This window comes from Pseudomonas sp. TH08, from assembly GCF_016651275.1.
Lineage (GTDB): Bacteria > Pseudomonadota > Gammaproteobacteria > Pseudomonadales > Pseudomonadaceae > Aquipseudomonas.
Genome location: NZ_JAEKEE010000004.1, coordinates 404,235 through 421,265, shown reverse-complemented (window position 1 = coordinate 421,265; position 17,031 = coordinate 404,235). Strand labels below are relative to the sequence as shown.

Genomic DNA, 17,031 nt, shown 5'->3' with positions numbered 1-17,031 from the left:
TCGCGAAAAGGCGCAGGTTACGACCTGCGCTTTTTTCTTGGAATTTTTAAGGGGCGGGTACCGGATCGAGTTGCCGGCCCATCTCGCAAATCAGCCGGGCGATCGAGTCGGCATTGCGCAGGATGACATCGGCACGTACATCCGATGACGTTCGATCATAAAACTTGTTGCGCGCCTCATCGATGGTCGGACTGAGGGTCAACTGGAGAATTTCCTTGGTCAGCACTTCGCCCCCACGAATTTTATCCAGACTCACAAACTCGCCTTTCTTGGCGCTCCAACGTGCAAACAACTCCTCGCGAGGGGTGAGCAATGACAGCGCCCGGCTCTGAAAGAGTTCGAGTTCACTCCTCATTGATTGCCCGTAATGGGTGAGGTCTTCAATCAGATCGGCGAATGGTCGGCGAGCCTCCAGTGAGGCGAAATCTTCCGCTTTTGAGAACTGATGGGCGAATTCGTGGATCAATGTCGCCGCTTGAGCGTGCCCGGCGACATCGAATGGCTGGGCGAGAAACCCTTCATACAGATCCAACTGCTGGTTGAAGAAGTGCTCGGTGAAGTGCACATTTTTTTGTCGTCGTTGGTCAAGACGAACGCAATGATGGGTGATCTGAAAATATTCGAGCCGACAATGAAGCGATCGGTATTCATCAAGTCTTCGTCAGGATCGACCAAGGCATTGCAGATCGGCACGATGGCCTTGTTGATTTTGGCCAGCAACGTCGTATCGATCTGTGCAACGCCGAAAAAGTCTTTCAGATAGCCTTCCAGTCGGCCACCCGGAACGTTGCTTTTCAGTAGAACCAGATTGTGCAGACTGTTGAACGCATAGAACCGCGCCAGATCGACTGCTTGTTGAATGACGCGGGCTTTTTCGGGGTGATGGCGACGAATGTCCACCATGCCCTTGGCCTCGATGTTCAGCAGTGCCCGGCGGTTTTGCTCTACGGTGTAGCGTGTGTGCAGTTTTGAAATGGCCTTGCCGTAGTGAACGGTGTGCGAATCAGGTGCCAACAACAGACGCGAGCCCTGTTCTATTAACGAGGGGCCGGGCATTTGGTCATTGACGATTTGCCAGACAGCTCCAGGTTTTTCGATGCGATAAACCTTGCCGGCGATAGCGTTGTAAATCTGCTTGCTGGTCGGGTGCTCGTAGGTGCCATTCTTTGAGTTGTGCTTGAGATCCTTAAGTGCCACGGCCGCCATTTCAAACAGTTGTAACGCAGTGCGCCATGGCGACGTCAGTCGGATGCTCGACCAGCGTGGAACCGGCAGTGTCAGGGCTGTTGCCAGGTCGACCGTTTGGGTAGTCACATCGGTTGTCGTTGTCACGGTGGTTGGCGTCTGGCGTCTGGCTCTTGTCGTCGCGGCCGCCGCCGGGGACTGCACCGTGGTCTCCGATAATCCCTCAAGCGACACCCGGCCCAGACTGACCATCTGTATCCCACCGTCGATAAAAGCTTTCAAGGCTTTTGCCCAGTGATGATCCTGCAGCGCTTCGGCCGAGACCTTGAAGTCCTTGTAGGCCTGCCAGAGAAACGTCAAGTAGGACAATTTGCCCGGCAGCAGCCCGGGGAGCAGTTTGATCCCGTAGCTGAACAGGCTTTTCGCGGTCTCCCAATCATCCTGCGCGGTGCTTTGCGCCTGACAGGCGAGGAATTGCGTCAACAGTTTGAGGTTGTCCTTGAACAGCCGGTGCAACAGATTGCCGCTGATGGCATCGCCGGCCAGAGTCATTTCACTGGTTTCGCCGACACTCGACTTCAACAGTGCGCGAAATACCGCCTGATCCTCGGGTGGCAGCCGGCGAATCAGCAAATCCTGCAGTGGCCCCGGTGTATTCAGCGCTGCAATCAGTTGCTCCTGGCCTTCGAATTCGCGAAAAACGTCATCGGCATAAGGTGCATACAGCACCGATGGGCCTTTGTGCCCCGTGCCCGGGCTGATCACATACAGGCCCAGTGCTTCCACTGCGGCACTGCCGGCGGTTTTGATCAGCGACAACGGCGAGAAAGTCGCATGAGCGCCCTCGACGGTAGCGCGAGCTATGCCGTCCGGCATGTCCAGCACCTGACAGATTTGTTCGAATGCGGTGCCGGACAATTGCTGTTGCAGTTTCAAACCATGGGCATGCTGCAACAGTTGCCAGGGCAATTGGCGGTAAAACCGTTGTTTGCGCGCTTCTACCTCGACCGAGTCGCCCGACAGGGCCTCGGTTACTTGTACTGCGTAAGTCGTCGGTATTTCCAGCGACTGCAACAGTTGCCTGACGGCTGCTTCATCAAACCCCTCCGGTAGCTTTTGCGTGTTCTTCGAGGCAACCTTGAAACCGGTGCCTTGAGCGATATTGATGTGGTTCAGCGCGTATTCGCCGAGGGGGCGGGCAGGGCCGGCCAGGGTCAGGTTGGGTGTGATCTCGATGGTTTTCGGGTCAAGTTTGCTGTCGGAAAATCGGCTGTCGAGCAGTGTCTGCAATGTCTTGTGCACGTAATCCTGCAGAGAGGGCACACCGCTGAGGTAATCCAGATTATCAACGACGCTGTTGTGCCATTGCTCCAGCAGTTCCAGGTGCAGCTGTTGCTCCTTGACCGCGGCCATGCCCAGCCATGCCGGTAGCGTTTGTTGCCGGTTGATGGCTTGTGCAAGGTGTATGGCTCGCGGCAGGTTGGTGTCGATCAGGTCTCTCTTCAGCTTGTCGAGGGCGTCGGGCAGGCCGGTTTTGTCCTTCATGTGCTTACGTACCAGATCGCAGCGTGCAAGAAAGTGTTCAATGCCGGTCTGCGCCCGGTTGTGCAGCACATTGTCCTCGATCAAACGCAGGGCGCCCAAGGTGTACCGCTGATGGAACTGGCGTTTTTGTGGGTCGAGGTTTTCCAGCAGTGTCAGGCGATCCACCGGATCCTTGAGGCGTTGCGTCAATGCCCGGCGCGCACTGCCAATGCTGGCAAATACCTCCAGCCCGAGGGCAGGGGTCCATAACACCGCGCGTCCGGAGTGCGAATCGTCGAGCCCGCCGCGCTCGGTCAGCAAAACACATTGCGCCAAGGGCAATGGCGTCGGGCTGTCTGCACTTTCAACGGTCAATGACCAGGCATCCGGGCGAAAGCCGTTGAGCGAACGTCGATCACTGCGGTTCGGTTGGTCGGGATGAAACACCGTATCGACAATGGCCCGTTCAGCGGCTTTCAGTGAACCACTGAGCTCGCGCAGCTCTGCCTCACCACGCACGCCGACATACAGTGAATGACCCAGCCGAGACTTCATGCCTTCGAGATAGCTTCGCTGCGCTTCTGCGGTAGCGCTAGGCTGGCCGCGAAACGAGCCGGTAAGCAACGCTTCGATGCCCGTGCAGGAGCGCGCCACGTTATCGGCCTTTTCCGCGAGGACCGCGGACGGTTGTTGCACACCCATCAGCACCGGTCGCGTGGTCCAGCGCTCACCGGCATCAAGCTCCAGCAAGCGCTCCTGGATCATGGCGCGAATGTCCAGAGCCTTGTCGAACATGGCGTGGATATCCACGGCACCATCGCTGAGGCGGAACACTTGCAAGGCATATTCGATGTTCTGCCGCTGTTTGCCGATGATGGCCTCGAACAACACCTCGAAAATTTCGCCACCGATCGGCACGCCTGTCACGTGGGGCTTGTCGAAGCCCACAAAGCGTTTTCGTTCTTCCAGACTCAGCAGGCCATACAACTCGTCCTCATGACCGGCGGCAAGGAATTTGCTCTGCACGGTGTCTTTCAGGTCCTGATAGTCCTTGAGCACTTGCAGGCCCATGGTCGGGGTATAGAGACAGGCTTCGCTGAAACTGATCATCAACGAACCGGCCAGTTCGACGTAGTTGGGCTCGTATTCCCACAGACGCACGTTTTCGATGGTGGCGCGACGGGTCGCCAACGCGTCCTGTCGAATCATCTGGTGCAGCGTGGCGAATTGGCCGGCATCGATAATGGCGGTTTCGCGCTTGATCATCAGCTCGGCACGCGCCTGTTCCAGCAGGGCCTTGGCGAAGAACACGCGGCGAGTCGAGCCCTCCGCGCTGGCGCCGTCCCAGTAGCTTTCCATGGCACGAAACAGCAGCACCAACAGTTTGCCTGACGCGGTGTCGAGCGCCTTGTCCCACAGGGCCTGATCACCGGGTGTCGGCGTGTGGCGCGGGTTGGAAAATTCATACAGTTGCTCAGTCGGCCAGTTCTGTTGCCGGTAACGCATCAGTACCGCTTCACTCAGACTGGTCGAGTCGTGCCAGTGTCGGGCCGACGACGCATTGCCGCTCGGGTCTGTCTGCGTGTAGAAACTGGTGCGCGTTTGCCCTTGCTGCAGATTCGGCAAAGACTCCTTCAGCAGTTCGTCAAGGCTGGCCTCCAGCAGCGCCGTCAGCGATGGCAGTTGTTTCAACTCGCTGAGCATGGCCTCTGCATTCAACCGTTGAGACGCCAGAATGGCTGCTTTCTGATCATCAAATACGTCACCCTCAATGGTTTCGTACGTCAACGTCCTGCTGGTTTGTTCAACAAGCTGTTGGCGTTGCAGCAAGCCGAGAAACGCCAATAAATCATCCTGCTCACCAGCCTTTTTTACCCGCTCTTCAAGTGCGGTCTGCAGGGCCGCGAGGCTGTCGTACTTTTTGATGCCGTCGTAGGGCGTATAGAGGACCGCGCCGTTGTCGTCGGCGGTGGCGCTGAGGATGAAACATCCGGTCAGGGTAATCGGTGGTTGCGTGCCCGCCGTTATTCGAATGCGTTGGACGAGCATGGGCGGCTTTTGCTCATTGCGCAGAGTGTGCGAGGCCAGCTTCACATGAGCCAGCCAGGCAAAATCTTTTTGATTGAGATGATGAGTCTTGCCCAGCGCTTGCCACAGACCGGGCGAGTTCAGAACTTCGGGAAACAGCAGGGGAGAAACGGCAGTGGTCATCGTTGAGGCTCTTTTCGGGGCGCATGGATCAGCGCCGGCAGACGGAGCCGCAAGACTAGGACCGCCCGATGCTGCGCAGGCGGTAGATAGCTATGTCACGCCGCAGAGGCAAAACTGTCAGGCTGAAAGGTTTTCCGCGAGGCAATGGGCGGTATTGAGGGTTGACAGGCGGCAGCCCGGGCATGGTTAATCGGTTCGCGAGTTCGTACGCTGTTGTTCCCTCCAATAATTAATCTGGAGCTTCAGATGTCTGCGCCATCCGATCACCTGTCTGCTGCTGCCTCGTCAACGCTGTCGCTTGAGGCGTTGACGCAATTGCTTGAAACGATTTTCCTGCGCCACGGCACATCCGCCGCCGTTGCACGATCCCTCGCAGCCAACTGCGCCAATGCCGAGCGAGACGGTGCCCACAGCCATGGCGTGTTTCGCATTCCCGGTTATGTGTCGACCCTCAACAGTGGCTGGGTCGACGGCCAAGCCGTGCCGCAGGTCGAGGACGTCGCCTCGGGGTTTGTGCGGGTTGATGCCGGCAACGGTTTCGCTCAGCCAGCGCTGGAGGCGGCACGCAGGTTGTTGGTGGAGAAGGCCCGCAGTGCCGGAATCGCTGTTCTGGCGATTCGCAATTCGCATCATTTCGCGGCGTTGTGGCCGGACGTCGAGCCTTTCGCCGAAGAAGGTCTGGTGGCTCTGAGTGTGGTCAACAGCATGACGTGCGTCGTGCCGCATGGCGCCGACCGGCCGCTGTTCGGCACTAACCCCATCGCCTTCGCGGCGCCACGTGCAGGTGCAGCGCCGATCGTTTTCGATCTGGCCACCAGCGCCATCGCCCACGGTGACGTGCAGATCGCGGCGCGCAAGGGGGAGCGTTTGCCACCTGGGATGGGGGTCGACAGTCTCGGGCAGCCGACTCAGGATCCGAAAGCCATTCTTGAAGGTGGCGCGCTGCTGCCGTTTGGCGGCCACAAGGGTTCGGCCCTGTCGATGATGGTGGAATTGCTCGCAGCGGCGTTGACCGGCGGTAATTTTTCCTTCGAGTTTGACTGGAAGAACCACCCGGGGGCGAAGACGCCCTGGACCGGTCAGCTATTGATCGTGATCGATCCGGACAAGGCCGCCGGGCAGAGTTTCGCTGAGCGCAGTCATGAACTGGTGCGGCAAATGCACGGTGTTGGCCTTAAGCGCCTGCCGGGTGATCGCCGGCATTTGCAGCGGGAAAAATCGTTGGCAGAAGGGATAGTGCTGGATCAGCAGACGTTGGCGCAGTTGCGGGAACTGGCTGCTGATTGAGATTACACATTGTGGCGAGGGGATTTATCCCCGATGGCCTGCACAGCAGGCCCGCCTTTTGATTTAAAAGCGGGGGCCACTTCGTGCCCCATCGGGGATAAACCCCCTCACCACAATGAGTTCAAACTCAGGTACGAGTTTCTGCTAAAAAATATTCTGCTTAACGACGGCCGAGCAACAGGCCAACCACCAGACCAAAACCGGCGGAAATAGCCACGGTCTGCCATGGATGGCCGCCGATGTAGCTCTCGGTGGCCTCGACTGCAGGTTTGGTGCGTTCGCGTACGTTCGACACCGATTCCAGGGCTTGCTCCAACTTCAGGGCTATTTGCCCGCGCAGGGTTTCCGCTTCCTCGCCAACCAGTGAGGCACTGTTTTTCAGCAGTTTGTCGGATTCTTCGATCAATGCCTGAAGCTCGCTGAAGGCTTGATCCTTGATTTGATCCTGGGCGGCTTGCACGGCGGATTTCCGGGCCATTGGGTGACTCCTTGCAGTTGAATGGACAGTGATCAATGGAGTGTGGCGCATCGCGAAAAGTTGCACTGAATTTAGGTCAGAAAGAAAAACCTGCGCGGGAGATTTCTGTCGAGCGTGTAAGATGTCGCCATTTTACGCAGCAGGATAATTCCCCATGAGTTTCAATCTGGCCGACAAATCCCTCGCAGAGCGCGCCGCTCTGGAAGACGAGAAATCCCGTCTGTTCGAACTCTGGCAGAACAATCTGGGCAAAGCCAAAGGTGAAGCTGCGCGGTTGTTCGGCGAGCGCGCGAAGCGCAAAGGCAAATGGGCGGAGTGGGTTCGCGCGGAGCTGGATACCATGTCACCGCCCGAGTTCGCCAACATGGTGCGCAGTGAAGTCAACCGCTTGATGGCCGCGAGCAAGTAACCTTTCAGCCGAAACTGGCGGCAATCGCCTCGCGCACTTTGACCACCACCGGATCGATCTGCGTACTGGTGCGCCAGCCCAGTTCGATCGGGTAGCGCGGCAAGGCCAGCGGGCAGGGCAGCAAGGTCAGCCCGCTGATGGCCGCAATACTCTGCGCAGCATGCGCCGGAATGGTCGCCACCGCCTGACTGCCCTTGAGCAGATAAGGCAGCGCGGCAAAATGCGTGGTCGACGCGCACACCCGACGACTCAAGCCGAGCGTTGCCAGCCCTTCATCGGTAATCCCGATAAATCCCCCGGACGACACCAGCAAGTGCTCGCGGGCGACAAATTCCTGCAGATCGATCTGCTGCTGGCCCGGCGCCAGGCTCGCCGGGTCGACCAGACACGCATAACCGCCTTCGCCCAAGACCTGACGGCTGAGCAGCCGCTCGGCAAATCCGCCGGCGGTGATCGCCAGATCAATGCTGCGTTCGATCAGATCGCGGGCGACGATCTGGCTGTGGGTCTGGCGAAAGATCAGGCGCAGTTTCGGCGCGCTGCGGGCAATCTCTTCGATCAGACGCCGGCCGTAGGCAATCTCGAAATCATCCGAGAGGCCAACCGTTACCGAGCGACCGTCATACTGCTGCGTGGTCGGATCGACCATCGCCAGACTCTGCCGACACTTGTTCAACGCTTCGCTGAGCACCGGTTTCAGCTGATTGGCTTGCAGCGTCGGCGCCAGGCCGCGACCGGTACGCACGAACAATTGATCGCCATACACCTCGCGCAAACGCCGCAACGCCGCGCTGACCGCCGATTGCGTCACGCCCAGGCGCAATGCTGCGCGGCTGGCGCTGGACTCCTCGTGCAGGGCTTCAAAAACTTTCAGCAGGTTGAGATCTACATTGGTGATATTCATTTGGCTCATATCATTCAGCAGTGCTTTGGGCTTTATTCATGATCGCGTGGCGCCGCAGAATCAGCAACATCTGAACCTGACGGAGTAAATGTGATGGCCAAATCGATAGTTGCCGCCCTGCAAATCGGCTCTCTGCCCGGTGGCAAAGGTGAAACCCTGGAACAGATTCTCGGCTGGGAAGCGGCGATCATTGCCTGCGGCGCGTCGCTGGTGGTGATGCCGGAAGCCTTGTTGGGCGGCTATCCGAAAGGTGAAGGGTTCGGCACGCAACTGGGTTATCGACTGCCGGAAGGGCGTGAGGCTTATGCCCGTTACTTCGCCAATGCCATCGACGTGCCGGGCACGGAAACCGAAGCCCTGGCGGGTTTGTCGGCGCGTACCGGCGCCCATTTGGTGATTGGCGTGATTGAACGCGCCGGCAGCACGCTGTATTGCACGGTGCTGTACTTCGATCCGCAGACCGGGCTGGCAGCCAGGCACCGCAAACTGATGCCGACGGGCACCGAGCGGCTGATCTGGGGCAAGGGTGATGGTTCAACGCTGCCGGTGCTCGACACCCAGGTCGGCAAACTCGGCGCGGTAGTGTGCTGGGAAAACATGATGCCGTTGCTGCGCACGGCGATGTACGCCAAGGGCATTGAAGTGTGGTGTGCGCCGACGGTGGACGAGCGTGAAATGTGGCAGGTGAGCATGCGCCATATCGCCCATGAGGGCCGTTGCTTTGTGGTCAGTGCCTGTCAGGTGCAGGCGTCGCCGAAGCAACTGGGCGTGGAGATTGCCAACTGGCCGGCGGAGCGCCCGTTGATTGCCGGAGGCAGCGTGATAATCGGGCCGATGGGTGACGTGTTGGCCGGGCCGCTGCGCGGTGAGGCCGGATTGCTCACCGCCGAGATCGACACCGATGAACTGATTCGTGCGCGGTATGACTATGACGTGGTCGGCCACTACGCGCGGCCGGACGTCTTCGAGTTGAGCGTGGACGAACGCGCCAAACCGGGCGTGCGCTTCACAACGTGACCCCGAAAATCCCCTGTAGGAGCTGCCAAAGGCTGCGATCCTTTGATCTGTCTTTTATAAACAAGATCAAAAGATCGCAGCCTTCGGCAGCTCCTACAGTTCCAGTTTCAATGGTTAATGATTTTGCAGCCATTCCTCGCGGGTGATTTCCCAGAGATCCCGAGCAAAGCGCCCTCCGACAAAATTGTCTTCATCGCTGCGAATCAGACGCATCCCGGCGCGTTCGGAGAGGCGGCGTGAGCCGATGTTCGGCGCGGCTTTCGGGACGCGCATCAGCGGGCGATCAAGGCTCTTGAACCAGTAATCGGTCACCGCGGCACACGCTTCGGTCATCAATCCTTGACTCTGCCATGCGGGCGCCAGCCAGAAACCACGGTTGTTGTCAGGCTGATCCATCAGGCTGATGTTGCCGATCAACTGCTCGGGCGCCGACTTCAAGCGAATCGACCAATGCCACTCTTTGCCAGCCGATATCGCCGGCAACGCAACGTCACGCAGGTAGCTGAGGGCGCCGTCATCAGGGTACGGCCAAGGCACGGCGGCATTGAGATAACGCACCACTTCCCAATGGGCAAACTGTTGCTGCACGGCGTCAGCATCGGCCAGTTCCAGCGGGCGCAGGATCAGCCGTTCGGTGTACAACGTCGGTGTGTCTTCCATAAACCTGCAGCCTCCCTGAGTGTCTTTGATAGACGTGGGAGGCTAACGCATTTTTACCAGGTCGCGGCACTGGCCTTGGGCAAACTGAGCTTGCCACTGTCGACAAAACGCATGGTGCCGAACACACCGCCCGCGAGTTTGCCGCGCAACACGTAAGGCAGGTTGTCGAGGGTTTGTGTCTGGCTGAGGCCAAGGGTCTGGCGCAGTACCGAGAACGCGGAAATGCTGACGGGTACGCTGACGATGGTTTCGGAAAAGCGAGGAATCGAACCGCTCTGGTCGCTCACGCCCGACGCCAGCGAATGGCCGTTGACCTCCAGATCCAAAGCAATGCCGTTGTAGTCGATCGCGGTTTCATTGGGGTTTTGCACGCGCAACTTGATGGCGAAGCGCACTTCCAGGTCCTGGCTCGGCAACGGTTCGAGGCCGACCACATTGATGTTCACCGGATCACGGTTGGGGAACAGCGCGCAGGCGCTGAGGGACAGCAGAAGCAGCGACAGGATGACGGCATGGACACGGCGCATAAACGGTCTCTCAACGAAAAAGGGCTGAACCGTTGCCGGCTCAGCCCTTTTTGCCAAGGCCAGACGTTAGCGGTTCAACTGTGCGACAGCTGCCGCCGAGGCAGGTTCACCTTTGGCCGGCATGTCCGGATTTTCCATGACCTGAAGAATCGACGCTTCCGGGTCAAAATCATCTTCTTCCAGCTCGATGAATTCTTCCGGCAGGAAGACATTCAAGACGATAGCGCAGAGCGCGCCAACGGTGATCGGCGATTCGAAGATGTTGCGCAACGCTTGCGGCAGTTCGCGCAGAACCTCCGGTACCGCCGCGATGCCCAGGCCCATGCCGAGGGATATCGCCACGATGAGCATGTTGCGCCGATGCAGGCCGGCTTCGGCGAGGATCTTGATCCCGGCAACGGCGACGGTGCCGAACATCACCAGTTCAGCGCCGCCGAGTACCGGTTTCGGCATCAGTTGCAGCACCGCGCCAATCATCGGGAACAGTCCCAGTATCACCAGCAGCCCGGCAATGAAAAACGCCACGTAACGGCTGGCCACGCCAGTGAGCTGAATCACGCCGTTGTTCTGCGCGAACGTCACCATCGGCATGCTGTTGAACACCGCAGCCATGGCCGAGTTGAGGCCATCGGCAAGCAGGCCGGACTTGATTCGGCGGATGTACAATGGGCCTTTGACCGGCTGACGCGAGATCATCGAGTTGGCCGTCAGGTCGCCCGCAGCCTCCAGCGGCGAAACGAGGAAAATCACCGCCACCGGGACGAAGGCGACCCAGTCGAAGTTGAAGCCGTATTTGAACGGCACCGGCACACTGACCAGCGGCACTTCGGGCATCGTGGCGAAATCCACTGTGCCCATCAGCCACGCCACCACGTAGCCGAGGGTCAGGCCGATAACAATGGCGCCCAGGCGCAGAAACGGCACGTCGACGCGGTTCAGTACAACGATGGTGCCAATCACCAGCGCCGCCAGAAAGATATGGCTGGACGCGCCCAGGTCGGCGGCGCCGAAGCCACCGGCAATGTCGGTCATTGCCACTTTGATCAGCGACAAGCCCATCAACGTGATGATCGTGCCGGTGACCACCGGGGTGATCAGCATGCGCAGTTTGCCGATGAACTGGCTCAGCACCACCTCGATGAATGCGGCGAAAAAGCACACGCCGAAGATCGTCGAGAGGATTTCATCGGTGCCGCCGCCGCGCGCCTTGACCATGAACCCGGCGCTGAGAATCACGCTGATAAAGGAAAAACTGGTGCCTTGCAGGCACAGCAAACCCGATCCGACCGGGCCGAAACGTTTGGCCTGGACGAAGGTGCCGAGGCCGGAAACGAACAGCGCCATGCTGATCAGGTAAGGAATTTCGCTTTGCAGGCCGAGCGCGCCACCCATGATCAGGGTCGGCGTGATGATGCCGACAAAGCTTGCCAACACGTGCTGCAAAGCGGCAAACACGGTGGCAGTCAGGTGTGGACGGTCGTTGAGGCCGTAGATCAGATCGTTGTTGCGCGGGACTTTTTCAGAGGCGGTCATGGTGTTTTGCGCGCCGTGAGGCGGGGCCGGGTCAGAAAATGGAGGCGCAGGATGCCGGAAGAGTGCGGCGAGGGCAACGCAATAAAATTGCCTGAAAGGTCAGGTTTTATTGGGCCAGGCGGGTTTGGACATAGCCATCAGACAAACAGAGAACTTTGTGGCGAGGGGATTTATCTGTGGTGAGGGGATTTATCCCCGATGGGGTGCGGAGCGCCCCCAGTTCTTGGCTCGCAAAGAATGGGCCTGCTGCGCAGTCCATCGGGGATAAATCCCCTCGCCACAGGGTTCTCTATGTTCAGGTGAATGCGGCCAATAAGTCTTCTTCAAAGGCTTTTTGCGCATCCCCCGGCACTTGCGCCCGATGCCGGGCCAGATGAAACGCGACCTCGAAACTCAACTCGCCGGGGCGCAAGGCCCACAGCAACCCGTTGTCCTGCCACTGGCGCGCATAGTGGTCCGGCAGATACCCGACATGTTTGCCCGACAGAATAAACGCGAGGGTGCCTTCAACCTGTTCCGAGCGCGCCGAACAGACCTTGCCCTGAAACGGCTCGTCACTGCGCAAAAACCGATACGGATGATCAACCCGGTCGCAGGCCGCCAGCGCGGCGTCCGATGGCGCTTCAGCGGCAAACAGCGGATGCCCGGCCGCGCAATACAAGTGCTGGGTTTCGCTGAACAATTGGCGGTAATCGAATGCACTCTGCACCTGCGAAAAATAACCGATGGCCAGGTCCAGCCGCTGTTGCAGCAGCAAACGCTCCATCTCGCCGGGCATGGCGCTGATCAGTTCGATGCGCACCGATTCATCGCGCTCGCGAAACCGCCGGATCGCCTCGGCAACTCTTTGCAGTACCGCAGGCTCGACTGATTCGGAAATGCCCAAACGCACTTCACCGATCAAGCGCCCGGCGACGCCGTTGGATTGATGGCGAAAGGTTTCGATCGATTCAAACAGCGTGCGCACGGCGATCAGCAGTTGCTCACCCTTGGGCGTAACGCTGAAACCACCCTTGCCACGGCTGCACAATCGGTAGCCGAGTCGGGTTTCCAGTTTGGCCATTTGCTGGCTGATGCTCGATTGGCTCAGGCCCAGATCACCTTGCGCAGCACTGAAACCGCCGCACTCGACGACCCGCGCAAACAGGCGCAACAACTGCAAATCGACATCGTGAAGCTGGCCGAGCATCACATTACTCCGGGATAAAGTCAGGTTAACAAACTTGATATTTTGCCAATGTATCCGACGGCGCATTCTGCGACCACTTCCTCCGGTCAGGTGTTCGTCATGCCTCCCATGCTCAAGCTGTGTTTTCCCGCGCTGTTGTTGTCCGTGGCCATCAATGCTCAAGCCGAGGACAAAACCCTCAACCTCTACAGCTGGGCCGATTACGTACCGCCGCAGACCCTGCAGCGTTTCGAAAAAGAAACCGGCATTCACGTGCGCTACGACACCTTTGATACCTCCGAGGTATTGGAAACCAAGTTGCTCACTGGCGGCAGTGGGTACGACGTGGTGGTGCCATCGTCCAGCGTGCTGGCGCGGGGGCTGGCCGCGGGCGCGCTGAAAGAAATCCCCCACGAGGGCCTCAAGGGCTACGCCAATCTCGACCCGGATCTGCTGGCAAAACTCGCCGCTGTCGATCCCGGCAACCGCTTTGGTGTGCCCTATACGTGGGGCACGCTCGGTCTGGGGATGAATGTCGAAGCGGTGAAACAACGCCTGCCCGGCGTGCCGCTGAACAGTCTCGATCTGCTGTTCAAACCGGAATACGCCAGCAAGCTGAAGGATTGCGGGATCGCCGTGCTCGATTCGCCGCAGGAAGTCATCGGCCTGGCGCTGCATTACCTCGGTAAAGATCCCTACAGCACCGACAAGAATGATCTGACTGCCGCCGAAGCGTTGTTGCAAAAACTGCAGCCGTCGGTGCTGTACGTCGCCACGGGGCGACAGATCAACGATCTGGCCAGCGGCAACGTCTGTCTGGCGCTGACTTACAACGGCGACGCGAGCATGGCGGCCGATCAGGCGCACAAGGCCAACAAACCGTTTGAGGTGGCTTACCGCATTCCCAGGGAAGGCACACTGATCTGGCAGGACAACCTGGCCATTCCCAAAGACGCGCCACATCCCGAAGCCGCGCGGGCGTTCATCGAGTTCATGCTGCGCCCCGACTCAGTGGCCGAACTGACCAACACGCTGTTTTTCGCCACCGCCAACCAGGCTGCAACGCCGCTGGTGGATGAAGCGGTGCGCACCGATCCGGACATTTATCCACCCGCAGAAGTGCGCGAGCGCTTGTACGCCGATCGCAGCATGAGTCTCAAGGACATGCGCCTGCGCACCCGTCTGTGGACCACTTTCCGTAGTCACCAATAGCCTCTAAACAACAAGGAGCACATCGATGGACGTGCCAATGATCAACGATCAGGCGATGACCCGTGACAGCCTCTACGGTACTTCCGCCGAAAGTACCTACGCCGGCATTACCAGTTTCATGCGCCGTCGCTACAGCCGCGATTTGCGTGACGTCGACGTGGCGGTCAGCGGCGTGCCGTTCGACACCGCCACCAGTAACCGTCCGGGCGCGCGTTTCGGCCCACGGGGCATTCGCGCCGCCTCCACCGGGATCGCCTGGGAACGCCACTGGCCGTGGGCATTCGACCCGTTCGATCATCTGGCGGTAATCGATTACGGCGATTGCGATTTCGACTACGGCTCGCCGCACACCATCCCGGAAAGTATCGAGGCCCACGCCGAGCGGATTCTTCAATCCGGCAGTGCCATGCTGACGTTCGGCGGCGACCACTTCATCAGCTACCCACTGCTCAAGGCCCATGCGCGCAAGCACGGCACACTGTCGTTGATCCATTTCGATGCGCACAGCGACACCTGGCCAGACGAAGAGGGCAAACGCGTTGATCACGGCACCATGTTCTGGCACGCGGCACGCGAAGGTCTGGTGGATCCGGCGCGTTCAGTGCAGATCGGTTTGCGCACCACCAACGACGACCCCATGGGCTTCCAGATACTCGATGCGCGGCAAGTGCATCGCCGTGGCTGTGAGGCAATCGTCGAGGCGATCCGTGCGCGGGTTGGCGATAACCCGGTGTACCTGACGTTCGACATCGACTGTCTTGATCCGGCGTTTGCTCCGGGCACCGGCACCCCGGTGTGCGGCGGCCTGAGCACGGTGCAGGCGCTGGAAATTCTCGGCGGCTTGCGCGGGATCAATCTGGTCGGCATGGACGTCGTCGAAGTCGCACCGGCCTACGATCACGCCGACGTCACTTCCCTGGCGGCCGCTACGCTGGCCATGGAAATGCTCTGCCTCTACGCCGCCAAACACAAAGTCGACCGCTGAAACACCCAAACCCCTGCAGGCGTTGTCGCAGGCTGCCATCTTTTGCCTTTGATTTTTAAAAAACAAGGTCAAAAGATCGCAGCCTGCGGCAGCTCCTACACGGGCGACGCAGGCGGGGGATGTGTTGGCCGGGGAGCATCGTGCATACTGCCGCGCATGACTTTCGACTCCCCCCTCAGCGCTTGGCAGCACGCCATCGAACACAAGGGCTTCATCCAGGATGAAGCTCAGGAGCACGCCGTCTGGGCGCTGCAAAAATGCCACGAAGCCCTGCACGCCGGGGCCCGTGCCGTTACCGGCGTTTACTTGTGGGGCCCGGTCGGGCGCGGCAAGACCTGGTTGATGGACCAGTTCTATCAGAGCCTGCGCGTGCCAGCCCGGCGTCAGCATTTTCATCACTTCATGGGCTGGGTCCATCAGCGCTCGTTCCAGTTGAGCGGCATTGCCGATCCGCTACGCGCGCTGGCCAAAGAGCTTGCCGCTGAAGTGCGGGTGTTGTGCTTCGACGAACTGTTCGTCAATGACATTGGCGACGCGATCATTCTGGGGCGGTTGTTTCAAGTGATGTTCGACGAAGGCGTGGTGGTGGTCTGCACCTCAAACCTGCCGCCGGACGATTTGTATGCCGATGGCTTCAACCGTGATCGGTTTGTGCCGGCGATCGCCGCGATCAAGGCGCACATGCAGGTGGTGCCGGTGAACGGTACCGAAGATCATCGCCTGCATCCGGGCGCAGGGCTGCAGCGCTATTTTGTCGCTGTGCCGGGTTCAAACAGCGCGCTGGACGAAGTATTCAAAACGCTCGCTGCGGGGCAATCCGCCAGTGATCAGCCGGTGTCGGTCGGACATCGTGTGTTGAACGTGGTGCAAGCGAGCGAATCAGTGTTGTGGTGCCGCTATGCCGATCTTTGCGAGCAACCGTTTGCCGCCATGGACTTCATCGCTTTATGCGACCGCTATCGCGCTATTCTGTTGAGCGAGGTGCCAAACCTCAGCGCACAAAAGCGCGAAGGGCGAATCGCCCGAGGCACTGAAGACGGCGCCGAGCGAGTCGTGGCGGGTGATCGCGAATTACCGCAGCTGTCGGTACACGACGATGGCGTGCGCCGCTTCATCGCACTGGTCGACGAGTGCTACGACCGCAAAGTGCCGCTGTACATCGAGGCGCACGTGCCGATGGACGCGCTGTACACCGAGGGCTATCTGGAATTCCCGTTCCGCCGCACCCTCAGTCGCCTGCAAGAGATGCAATTGCAGCGCTTTGCCGAAGCTTGATTGAAGAGGGCGCCGACATGAGCCAGCCGCTTTCCCATCATTTGTTGACCATGGCGTATCAGAACGCCTGGGCCAATCACCGACTGGCCAAGGCCTGGACACAACTCTCTGAAGCCGATCTGGTGGCGCCACGGGTGAGCTTTTTCCCGGGCATTCGCCTGACCCTCAATCACCTCCTCACCTGTGACTGGTTCTACGTCGATGCGCTGGAGCGTGAGTTGCGCGGTGACGAGCCGCACCCGGATTGCTATGTGTTTTTCAATCAGGACGAGCCGTTCACCGAGGCCGCCGCGCTGCACGCCGAACAGGCGCATGTCGATCGGCGCCTGATCGCCTATTGCGAGCAACTGCGCGATGCCGATCTGGGCCGTATCGTCACCATTGCCCGCGACACACCGCAACACGACAGCCGTTTGCGCATGCTCTCGCACCTATTTGAACATCAGCTCCATCATCGTGGGCAGGTGCATGCGATGCTCAGTGATACGCCAGTGAAACCGCCACAACTGGATGAGTTTTTCTGTGCGGGCGAGGCCGGATTGCGTGCGCAGGATTTCGCTGAACTTGGCTGGACTGAAGAGTTGATCTGGGGGCGCTGAGAAACTCAAGACACCTACCCTGTGGTGAGGGGATAAATCCCCTCACCACAGGGTTGT

Annotated in this window: 15 protein-coding genes; 7 read left to right on the top strand and 8 right to left on the bottom strand. The window is 59.4% G+C overall.

Going from position 1 to position 17,031, the window contains the following annotated elements; translation table 11 throughout:
- Positions 1 to 46 precede the first annotated feature (46 nt).
- Both JFT91_RS29990 and JFT91_RS19035 read right to left on the bottom strand, forming a co-directional pair.
- On the bottom strand, positions 47 to 466 hold the full coding sequence (locus JFT91_RS29990) for a hypothetical protein (protein WP_347340643.1): 420 nt from the start codon (positions 464 to 466) through the stop codon (positions 47 to 49).
- A complete protein-coding gene (locus JFT91_RS19035; protein WP_347340642.1) occupies positions 463 to 4,920 on the bottom strand; it encodes a dermonecrotic toxin domain-containing protein in 4,458 nt (1,485 codons plus the stop codon). Before JFT91_RS19035 ends, JFT91_RS29990 begins: the two co-directional genes overlap by 4 nt.
- Before the next feature lie 246 nt (positions 4,921 to 5,166).
- On the opposite strand from JFT91_RS19035, the gene JFT91_RS19030 reads away from it, so the two are divergent.
- Positions 5,167 to 6,207 (top strand): Ldh family oxidoreductase, encoded by a 1,041-nt coding sequence (locus tag JFT91_RS19030; protein WP_201233485.1) that lies wholly within the window; start codon positions 5,167 to 5,169, stop codon positions 6,205 to 6,207.
- Positions 6,208 to 6,367: 160 nt separating this feature from the next.
- Here the strand turns inward: JFT91_RS19030 and JFT91_RS19025 are convergent, their stop codons facing one another.
- A complete protein-coding gene (locus JFT91_RS19025) occupies positions 6,368 to 6,685 on the bottom strand; it encodes an ElaB/YgaM/YqjD family protein (protein WP_201147888.1) in 318 nt (105 codons plus the stop codon).
- A 154-nt stretch (positions 6,686 to 6,839) separates the two neighbouring features.
- Between JFT91_RS19025 and JFT91_RS19020 the strand changes: the two genes are divergently transcribed.
- A complete protein-coding gene (locus JFT91_RS19020; protein WP_201147889.1) occupies positions 6,840 to 7,094 on the top strand; it encodes a hypothetical protein in 255 nt (84 codons plus the stop codon).
- A 4-nt stretch (positions 7,095 to 7,098) separates the two neighbouring features.
- On the opposite strand, the gene JFT91_RS19015 is transcribed toward JFT91_RS19020, so the two are convergent.
- A complete protein-coding gene (locus JFT91_RS19015) occupies positions 7,099 to 8,007 on the bottom strand; it encodes a LysR family transcriptional regulator (RefSeq protein WP_201233484.1) in 909 nt (302 codons plus the stop codon).
- An 84-nt stretch (positions 8,008 to 8,091) separates the two neighbouring features.
- Between JFT91_RS19015 and JFT91_RS19010 the strand changes: the two genes are divergently transcribed.
- A complete protein-coding gene (locus JFT91_RS19010; RefSeq protein WP_201233483.1) occupies positions 8,092 to 9,015 on the top strand; it encodes a carbon-nitrogen hydrolase family protein in 924 nt (307 codons plus the stop codon).
- 114 nt (positions 9,016 to 9,129) lie between these two features.
- Here JFT91_RS19010 and JFT91_RS19005 read toward each other — a convergent pair whose 3' ends face one another.
- From JFT91_RS19005 to JFT91_RS18990, 4 genes are all read right to left on the bottom strand, one after another.
- On the bottom strand, positions 9,130 to 9,675 hold the full coding sequence (locus tag JFT91_RS19005) for a GNAT family N-acetyltransferase (protein ID WP_201233482.1): 546 nt from the start codon (positions 9,673 to 9,675) through the stop codon (positions 9,130 to 9,132).
- 53 nt (positions 9,676 to 9,728) lie between these two features.
- The gene (locus JFT91_RS19000) at positions 9,729 to 10,202 is read right to left on the bottom strand and encodes an LEA/WHy family protein (protein WP_201203282.1); all 474 of its coding nucleotides are present in this window, start codon (positions 10,200 to 10,202) and stop codon (positions 9,729 to 9,731) included.
- A gap of 66 nt (positions 10,203 to 10,268) precedes the next feature.
- Positions 10,269 to 11,735: a nucleobase:cation symporter-2 family protein gene (locus JFT91_RS18995; protein WP_201233481.1), complete on the bottom strand. Its 1,467-nt coding sequence runs from the start codon at positions 11,733 to 11,735 to the stop codon at positions 10,269 to 10,271.
- A 295-nt stretch (positions 11,736 to 12,030) separates the two neighbouring features.
- Positions 12,031 to 12,924: a LysR family transcriptional regulator gene (locus tag JFT91_RS18990; RefSeq protein WP_201233480.1), complete on the bottom strand. Its 894-nt coding sequence runs from the start codon at positions 12,922 to 12,924 to the stop codon at positions 12,031 to 12,033.
- A 99-nt stretch (positions 12,925 to 13,023) separates the two neighbouring features.
- Here JFT91_RS18990 and JFT91_RS18985 point away from each other — a divergent pair, with 99 nt between their 5' ends.
- The 4 genes from JFT91_RS18985 (at position 13,024) to JFT91_RS18970 (ending at position 16,974) form a co-directional block, all read left to right on the top strand.
- A complete protein-coding gene (locus tag JFT91_RS18985; protein ID WP_201233479.1) occupies positions 13,024 to 14,115 on the top strand; it encodes a polyamine ABC transporter substrate-binding protein in 1,092 nt (363 codons plus the stop codon).
- 25 nt (positions 14,116 to 14,140) lie between these two features.
- Positions 14,141 to 15,100: an agmatinase gene (gene speB / locus JFT91_RS18980; protein ID WP_201233478.1), complete on the top strand. Its 960-nt coding sequence runs from the start codon at positions 14,141 to 14,143 to the stop codon at positions 15,098 to 15,100.
- A 156-nt stretch (positions 15,101 to 15,256) separates the two neighbouring features.
- A complete protein-coding gene (gene zapE / locus JFT91_RS18975) occupies positions 15,257 to 16,375 on the top strand; it encodes a cell division protein ZapE (RefSeq protein WP_201233477.1) in 1,119 nt (372 codons plus the stop codon).
- A 17-nt stretch (positions 16,376 to 16,392) separates the two neighbouring features.
- Entirely contained in the window at positions 16,393 to 16,974 is a 582-nt protein-coding gene (locus JFT91_RS18970) for a DinB family protein (RefSeq protein WP_201233476.1), read from the top strand.
- The last annotated feature ends 57 nt before the right edge of the window (positions 16,975 to 17,031 follow it).